Below are 6,482 nucleotides of genomic sequence, written 5' to 3'. Positions count from 1 at the left end.
CGAAAAAGCGTCCATTTTACCAAGTTGTGGTAGCGGACAGCCGTTTTGCTCGTGACGGCCGCTTTATTGAGCGCGTGGGTTTCTTTAACCCAATCGCTGGCGGTGCTGAAGAGAAACTGCGTCTGGACCTGGATCGCGTTGACCACTGGGTAGCACAAGGTGCTTCACTGAGTGATCGCGTAGCCAACTTGGTAAAAAATGCTAAGAAAGTTGCCGCTTAATTAGCATAAAACGTGTGGAGTTATCACCTTTGAGTGAAAAAGATTTAGTCGTGCTAGGCAAGTTTGGTGCAGTTTACGGTATCAATGGCTGGCTAAAAGTTAACTCCTACACTGATATTCCGGAAGGAATATTTGATTACACACCCTGGCAAGTCAAATTTCAGGGTAACTGGCAACCGATGCAGATCGCCAGCTGGAAGCGACATAGCAATAGCTTAATCGCCAAACTGAGTGATATTAATGACCGCGATCTGGCTCAGCAGTATGTTAATGCTGAAATAGCGGTAGCCGCTGCAGCTCTTCCTTCGCTTGACGATGGTGAGTTTTACTGGAAAGACCTGATGGGCTTATCGGTAATCAATGTAGCAGGTTATCACTTAGGGCAGGTCACCGATTTAATGGAAACGGGCTCTAACGACGTGTTAGTGGTTAAAGCAAACCGGACCGATGCATTTGGTAAGGGTGAGCGTTTAATTCCCTTTTTAACCGATACGGTGATTAAAGAGGTGAATATGGCGCAGCAGCAAATCTTAGTTGATTGGGACCCGGCGTTTTAATGCAGGAACAGCCAAGGTGGGTGGGCGTTGTCTCACTGTTTCCGGAAATGTTTCAGGCAATTACGCAGTACGGGGTCACTGGCAGGGCAGTTAAACAGGGCATTATTCAGCTTCAGTGCTTTAACCCGCGGGATTTTACCTCGGATAAACACCGGACTGTAGATGACCGGCCTTATGGCGGTGGACCAGGCATGCTAATGATGGTGCAGCCGCTAACGGATGCAATTCGCACCGCTAAGCAGGCTGTGCCAGGCAAAGTGCACACTGTCTACTTGTCGCCGCAAGGCCGCAAACTAGATCAGCAGGGTGTAGCGGAGCTGGCTAAACACCCCAGGCTACTGTTAGTAGCTGGCCGTTACGAAGGGATTGATGAGCGCGTAATCGAAACCGAAATTGATGAAGAATGGTCAATCGGCGATTACGTACTGAGTGGCGGCGAATTGCCGGCGATGGTGTTAATAGACGCTATATCGCGACTGGTACCAGGCGTACTGGGGCATGATTTGTCAGCAGAGCAGGATTCGTTTGCATCCGGTTTGCTGGATTGTCCGCACTACACCAGACCAGAGGTGTTAGCAAACAAACAGGTACCCGCAGTATTACTGAGTGGTAACCATGAAAATATACGACGCTGGCGTTTAAAGCAGGCTCTTGGTAGAACCTGGCTTAGGCGACCGGATATGTTAAATCTCCTGGCTCTGACTGAGGAGCAACGACGGTTACTGGCTGAGTTTCAACAGGAACATCAGCAAGAGTGCCGGACGGGGCAGCAAGAAGACAGTTATACCAGGTAAAGTGAGATTGTTATGAGCAAAGTTAGCCAAAACATCATCAAAATGCTTGAAGAAGAGCAGTTAAAGAAAGACGTTCCTGCGTTCGCGCCGGGCGACACTGTTGTGGTTCAGGTAAAAGTAACAGAAGGTGATAAGAGTCGTCTGCAGGCGTTTGAAGGCGTAGTTATCGCTAAGCGTAACCGCGGTCTGCATTCTGCATTCACCGTACGTAAAATCTCTAATGGCGAAGGTGTTGAGCGTGTATTTCAGACGCACAGCCCGCTGGTAGACAGCATCACCGTGAAACGTCGTGGTGCCGTTCGCCGTGCTAAGCTTTACTACTTACGCGATCGTTCAGGTAAATCAGCGCGTATCCGTGAAAAGCTTAACTAAGCAACTGAAAAAGGCCGACGCAAGTCGGCCTTTTTTTTATCCTCTGTCATCACCCACCCCTGAATTTTGTACGAAATTATTTACAGTTTTTGTTAATGGTGATTTATCATCCAAATCGCGTTTTTATTGGCTTGCAAAGGGTTGACCTTGAGCAGCTTGAAACGTAGTATGCCGGTATTGTATTTAATTAAATACGTGTTGTAATTTTAAGTTTACAGCTGAAGCGGGCATTGTCAATGCCGGGTTTTATCTTATGCTTAATTACCTGCAACAGCGTTAACCGGAGCTGGTGTTACCATGAGCAAAATAGTAGATGATTTACGCATAGTCGCAGAAAAACCGTTAAGCCCACCGGCAGTGTTAAAAAAGGTGCTGCCCTTATCGGAAGAGGGCGCACTCTTTGTAGCGCAGGCCCGTGCCGATATTGCCAATATAGTGCATGGCAAAGATAAACGGTTGTTAGTGGTGACCGGACCTTGTTCTATTCACGATCCTGTGGCGGCCATTGAATACGCCAAAAAGCTAAAACAACTGCAAGTGCAATACGCCGACAGCTTGTACATAGTGATGCGAGTATATTTTGAAAAACCGCGCACTACCGTCGGCTGGAAAGGCTTTATCAATGATCCGCATCTGGATGACTCCTTTGATCTGGAAACCGGTTTAACCTGGGGCCGCGAGCTGCTGTTAAAAATGGTCGATATGCAGTTGCCTACTGCCACTGAAGCGCTGGATCCGATAAGCCCGCAATACTTATCTGATTTAATCAGCTGGGCTGCCATTGGCGCCCGTACCGTTGAGTCGCAAACTCACCGCGAAATGGCCAGTGGTTTGTCTATGCCGGTTGGCTTTAAAAATGGCACCGACGGTAATTTGGCCATAGCATTAAATGCGCTGCAATCAGCCGCCAGTGGCCACAGCTTTATTGGTATTAATCAGCGTGGCGAGGTAAGTTTGGTGCAAACGGCCGGTAACCCTGATGGCCACATTATTTTACGGGGTGGTAGTAAGCCCAATTATGACGAGCAAAGCATTGGTGAAGCGCTGGCCAAGCTGGATAAACTGCAATTGCCGCGGGGCATAGTAGTGGATTGCAGCCATGGTAACTCGAATAAAGATCATAACCGCCAGGGCGAGGTCGCTCAAAACGTGGTGGCACAGCGATTGGCCGGCAATGACGCTATTATCGGCATTATGCTGGAAAGCCATTTACATGCCGGACGTCAGGATTTAGTCGCGGGCAAAGCGGACAAATATGGCGTCTCGGTAACCGATGCCTGCATTGATTGGGAGACCACCGCCGAGCTGTTGGCGCAATTACACCACAGCATGCAACCTGCGACTGCGGCGGCCTGAGATGGCTGCAGACAACCGCCAGGCGGCGCAGCAAGCGCTGGCGCCGCTGCGTCAGCAAATAGATAGCCTGGACAGCCAGCTGGTGGCCTTATTGGCTGAGCGGGCGAAAGTGACCGCTCAGGTTGGCCAGATAAAACAGCAATTTGCGCTGCCGGTATATGTGCCTGAGCGCGAGCAGGCGTTATTATCGGCGCGGCGCGAGCAAGCCGCAGCCCTTGGTGTCTCCGCCGATTTAACCGAAGATGTACTGCGGCGCATTATGCGCGAGTCTTATGCTACGCAAGAGAGCCACTTTGTCTGTTGCCGCGAAGGTGGCGGCAAGGTGGTAGTGGTGGGCGGCGCAGGGGCGCTTGGCTCGCGTTTTGTCAGTTTGTTTCAGCGCTCGGGTTATCAGGTGCAGATACTGGAGCAAACCGACTGGCCTGAGGCGGCGCAGCTGTGTGCTGAGGCAGTATTAGTGCTGTTAGCCGTGCCCATTACCCAGACAGCCGAGCTGATTGCTAAACTACCGCGGCTGGCAGATGACTGTGTGCTGGCTGATATTACCAGCATTAAAGCGCAGCCACTGGCGGCCATGCTGCAGCAGCATGCCGGGCCGGTAGTCGGTTTGCACCCGATGTTCGGCCCGGATATCAGTAATCTGGTAAAACAGGTAGTGGTGGTCTGTCATGGCCGGTCGCAGCAGCAGTATGACTGGTTGTTGCAACAGTTAACGGTGTGGGGAGCAGAGCTGGCGGTAAAACAAGCCGCAGAGCACGACAGCGCGATGCAGCTGATTCAGGCGATGCGCCATTTTTCATCACTGGTCTATGGGGTACATCTGGCCGATGAGCAGGCAGATTTACAGCAATTGTTGCAGTTAAGCTCGCCTATTTACCGCTTGGAACTGGCGATGGTTGGCCGCTTATTTGCGCAAAATGCTGAGCTTTATGCGGATATTATGCTGTCATCCAGTGACGTAAGCAGCTTACTGCAACGCTATCAACAGCGCTTTAGCGAGCTGCTGCAATTGTTGCAGCAGCAAGATAAAGCCGGGCTGATGGCACAGTTTGCCAAAGGCCAGCAATTTTTTGGCGAGCTGGCCGGGCAATTTTTGCAGGAAAGTAAGCAATTACTGCAAAAAGCCGCCGATGGCCGCAGCTAGCTGCCAATAATGCCACCGTCTTTTCGGGTAATCACTACGGTGGCCGAGCGTGGCCGGCGCGCGCGGCGATCAGGCCAGGTACTGCTAAAGCTATAGGGGCCAGAACCTTCGCCCGGGTGCTGAATATTGACAAACATCGTGCGGCAGTCCGGCGTCATCACGACACCAGTCACTTCACAGCCAACAGGGCCGACTAAAAAGCGTTTTAGTAGCGAGCGGCCAGGATCGGCAACCAACATCTGATTATTACCAAAGGGTCCGCTGTGTAACTGGCTGCCGGACATATCGGTTTGGATCCACAATAAGCCGTTGCGGTCAAACCAGAGGCCATCGGGTGAGGCATGATGATTACTGTCATCCAGCATCATTGGCTGACCCGGTGTGCTGGTGTACACATCGCCAGACAATAAAAAAATATCCCAGTTAAAGCGATTATCGCTTTGCTCACGCCAGCGAATAATATGGCCATTGCTGTTATTGGCGCGCGGATTAGCTGCGTTACGCTGCGAGCTATGCCGCTCGGTATTATTGGTCAGCGTAAAGTAGACTTCATTGCTATCAGGATGCACCGCACCCCATTCCGGGCGGTCCATCTTGGTGGCGCCGGCAATATCGGCAGCACGACGGGTGTTGATCAGTAAATCGGCCTGATCAGTAAAGTGCACGCCAGCTGCTGTGGCTTTAGCGGCAAAATCGGCATCATTGATGTCCAGCGGCAGCCATTCACCGCTGCCATCGTCATTAAAGCGTGCGGCATATAGGGTGCCGCTATCCAGCAAATGCGGGCCGGCAGTCTCAGGCTGATAGGGCTTGCTCGAGACAAACTTATAGATATATTCAAAGCGGGCATCATCACCTGAGTAAGCCACCAGCGGTTTGCCAGCTTCGGCCTTGGCAAAGATAATGCCCTCATGCGCAAAACGGCCCAACGCCGTATGTTTAACCGGGGTGCTGTCGGGATTAAAGGGATCTATTTCTACTATCCAGCCAAAGTTATTCGGTTCATTGCGAAAATCTTCCGTAGCACTCGCGGCCACCGTACTGGCATTAAAGCGTTGTAAGCTGACATCCTGCCGTGCGGCGGTTTCCCAGTGCATTATACTGTGCTCATTACGTACGCCATAACGGCGCTGCTCAGGCGGCAAGGCCGCATCGTAATTGACAAATAAACCGGCCCAGTTTTCTTCACAGGTTAAATAGGTGCCCCAGGGGGTAACGCCATGCGCACAATTATTCAGGGTACCACGGGTCGCAGTGCCATCCGGGCTGTAAGCAGTGCGCAATTTACTGTGGCCACGTACCGGGCCGGTTAACTGCATCGGCGTGCTGCCGGTAATGCGTCTGTTATAACGGCTTTGTTGTAATAACTGCCATTTGCCATCGGTCTGGCGCTGAATATGGGCTACTGATACGCCATGCGCCGCCAGCTCTTTGTGCACTTCGTCAGCCTGACGGGGTAAACCCGCACCGCCAAAGCTGTGCAAGATGCCCGGATCGCAATACTCATGATTTATCACCAACAGGCCCTCAGCGGAATTATCGCCACCGGAGGCTAAATCTATCGGGAAAAAATGCATACCATCATGATGCGAGCCTATCTGTCCGGCTTGATCCGCGGCCGTATTGCTGGCATCGGCCTGATAACTGGCGGCATTGGCTAATAACGGCGTACCCCAAGGCAGTATAACCTGGGTCTGGTAGCCTTCAGGTACTGTAATGTCATCAAAACGGTTAGTGCTAATGGCCTCAAAACCCAGCAGGGATTTGGTATCAACTAAGGCGTGCGAGACGCCACTGGCCACCTTGCTGGGTTGGCAGCCACTGCTGCTTAAACCAAAAAAACCGGCCGCAGCCAGCGCCACACCGCCTTTTAAAAACTGGCGCCGGGCCAGATGCCGCTGCAGTACATCAGCAAACTCAGGGTTTGCCGAATGATTTGACAGTGGCTCTATGCCAGAAATATCGTATTGGGGAGAGGGCTTAGTTGACATATTAGAGATCCACTACAAGACAAAATACAAAATAGCTAGCCTAGTGC

7 protein-coding genes are annotated in these 6,482 nt (G+C 51.5%); 6 read left to right on the top strand and 1 reads right to left on the bottom strand.

Annotated elements, in window-relative coordinates; translation table 11 throughout:
• The 6 genes from rpsP to tyrA all read left to right on the top strand — a co-directional run.
• A partial coding sequence (gene rpsP, locus V7D78_RS10045) for a 30S ribosomal protein S16 (RefSeq protein ID WP_333608315.1) occupies positions 1-221 on the top strand: 221 nt, incomplete at its 5' end.
• 29 nt (positions 222-250) lie between these two features.
• Positions 251-778: a ribosome maturation factor RimM gene (gene rimM / locus V7D78_RS10040; protein WP_333608314.1), complete on the top strand. Its 528-nt coding sequence runs from the start codon at positions 251-253 to the stop codon at positions 776-778.
• Positions 778-1,572 (top strand): tRNA (guanosine(37)-N1)-methyltransferase TrmD, encoded by a 795-nt coding sequence (gene trmD, locus V7D78_RS10035; protein WP_333608313.1) that lies wholly within the window; start codon positions 778-780, stop codon positions 1,570-1,572. The genes rimM and trmD overlap by 1 nt, the downstream gene beginning before the upstream one ends.
• A gap of 12 nt (positions 1,573-1,584) precedes the next feature.
• Positions 1,585-1,944: a 50S ribosomal protein L19 gene (rplS, locus tag V7D78_RS10030; RefSeq protein ID WP_333608312.1), complete on the top strand. Its 360-nt coding sequence runs from the start codon at positions 1,585-1,587 to the stop codon at positions 1,942-1,944.
• Between the two features lie 297 nt (positions 1,945-2,241).
• The gene (locus V7D78_RS10025; RefSeq protein WP_333608311.1) at positions 2,242-3,300 is read left to right on the top strand and encodes a 3-deoxy-7-phosphoheptulonate synthase; all 1,059 of its coding nucleotides are present in this window, start codon (positions 2,242-2,244) and stop codon (positions 3,298-3,300) included.
• Between the two features lies 1 nt (position 3,301).
• Complete coding sequence (gene tyrA, locus V7D78_RS10020; RefSeq protein WP_333608310.1) at positions 3,302-4,444, top strand: bifunctional chorismate mutase/prephenate dehydrogenase; 1,143 nt, start codon at positions 3,302-3,304, stop codon at positions 4,442-4,444.
• On the opposite strand, the gene V7D78_RS10015 is transcribed toward tyrA, so the two are convergent.
• A complete protein-coding gene (locus V7D78_RS10015; RefSeq protein ID WP_333608309.1) occupies positions 4,441-6,435 on the bottom strand; it encodes a PhoX family protein in 1,995 nt (664 codons plus the stop codon). The two genes, tyrA and V7D78_RS10015, sit on opposite strands and share 4 nt — an antisense overlap.
• Positions 6,436-6,482: the final 47 nt, after the last annotated feature.

This window comes from Arsukibacterium sp. (genome assembly GCF_036735525.1).
GTDB lineage: Bacteria > Pseudomonadota > Gammaproteobacteria > Enterobacterales > Alteromonadaceae > Alishewanella.
Note: the sequence above shows the minus strand (reverse complement) of the source record. Positions and strands in the feature narration are given on the sequence as shown.

Excerpts from the sequence above, each read along its gene's own strand:
- tyrA (WP_333608310.1), top strand. The coding sequence starts at position 3,302 with ATGGCTGCAGACAACCGCCAGGCGGCGCAGCAAGCGCTGGCGCCGCTG.
- trmD (WP_333608313.1), top strand. The coding sequence starts at position 778 with ATGCAGGAACAGCCAAGGTGGGTGGGCGTTGTCTCACTGTTTCCGGAA.
- rplS (WP_333608312.1), top strand. The coding sequence starts at position 1,585 with ATGAGCAAAGTTAGCCAAAACATCATCAAAATGCTTGAAGAAGAGCAG.
- V7D78_RS10025 (WP_333608311.1), top strand. The coding sequence starts at position 2,242 with ATGAGCAAAATAGTAGATGATTTACGCATAGTCGCAGAAAAACCGTTA.
- V7D78_RS10015 (WP_333608309.1), bottom strand. The coding sequence starts at position 6,435 with ATGTCAACTAAGCCCTCTCCCCAATACGATATTTCTGGCATAGAGCCA.